We start from the raw sequence: 1,284 nt of genomic DNA on the forward strand, positions 1-1,284 counted from the left end.
CTCAAGACGGCAGATAGCTGGGAAGCGACAGAGGACGCTTTCGCCCCAAATACACGGGCATCCCGCTCCATAGCTCATTCGCCACGCAACCAACTAACAGGCTCCAGACTCTACCGATGATGAATTAGCCTAACAATCCCCGAAAACTGGTAGATCGAGGATAAATTAAGAGAAGGACAAGCAGGACTATGCATTCGACCCAAATAAATATTTCTGAAACAAATATCCCCGCTAGTTACCGGGAGATCTCATGAAGAGATACGGACGGCACATTAGGGGTACCGGAAAACTACCGCAGCAATCCAAGCGATCGGGCTTCGAACAGTGCCTGCGTGCGAGACCTGACAGCCAGTTTCTTGTAGATGTTCCGGATATGGCATTCGACTGTCAGCAATGAAAGTGACAACTGCAGGGAGATTTCGCGATTGGTCAACCCTCTGCTGACGAGACAGAGTATCTCCGTCTGCCGCGCAGTGAGCCGAACCTGATGAGCCGTTTTTTCCGTTGTCTCCGTATCGGTCGACACAATTGACGAAAGGATATACCTGGCAATGAACGGATCGATAGGAGCCCCGCCGCGCAAGGCGCTACGAATCGACAGGGCAATCTCGATGTCATCGCGCTCCTTGAGTAAATAGCCCACGGCACCGGCTTGCAGAGCCTTCACGATAATATCCGCGGTACTCCATGCAGAAATAACAAGTATCGGCAATGACGGATCCTGCAAATACCATTCACGTATCAGATCGACTCCGCTTCCATCCGGTAAACCAATGTCGGTCAGCACCAGGGCAAACGGTTGAGCAGCATAGGCTGCTCTCGCTTGCGCCATGTCGGCTGCGAACTGCAGAGCATCCAGCGTATAGCCAAGACCGATGAGGATGCTTCGCAAACGCTGCTCTGCCATCGGTTCATCCTCGACGATCAACAATGGTCCAGGAAGCAGACGCTCGTTTTCGGTAATTGAGGGCTTCATGCGCGCAGGTTGCCATAAATCATTTACTGGGCATATCACAGAAACCTGGTAGTCGCTTCTTCTCGTTACCCCGATCGATCTGGCCCACGCCAACACCGTGTCCCCACCTCTCGGATCGCCTCCTCAACCAGGCGTGTCCCGTGCATTCTCGCAATATAAAAATCGACGTTATCGTGGCGCTCCGTTTTATGCCAGATCAGGCCATGCGATAAGGAGCAGGAGCCGGGAGCAACGGGTTTCAATTGTTCAAAGCGCGATCTGTTGCATGCAAGGAATGGAACGCGACGAGAGCCGACGGCAATCGAGTG

Annotated in this window: 1 protein-coding gene; it reads right to left on the bottom strand. The window is 52.9% G+C overall.

What is annotated here, in order from left to right:
• Window positions 1-289 precede the first annotated feature (289 nt).
• Entirely contained in the window at window positions 290-976 is a 687-nt protein-coding gene (locus CY652_RS23670) for a response regulator transcription factor (RefSeq protein ID WP_102133125.1), read from the bottom strand.
• Between the last annotated feature and the right edge of the window lie 308 nt (window positions 977-1,284).

It is taken from the genome of Burkholderia sp. WAC0059, assembly GCF_002870125.1.
In the GTDB taxonomy this organism is placed as follows: Bacteria; Pseudomonadota; Gammaproteobacteria; order Burkholderiales; family Burkholderiaceae; genus Paraburkholderia.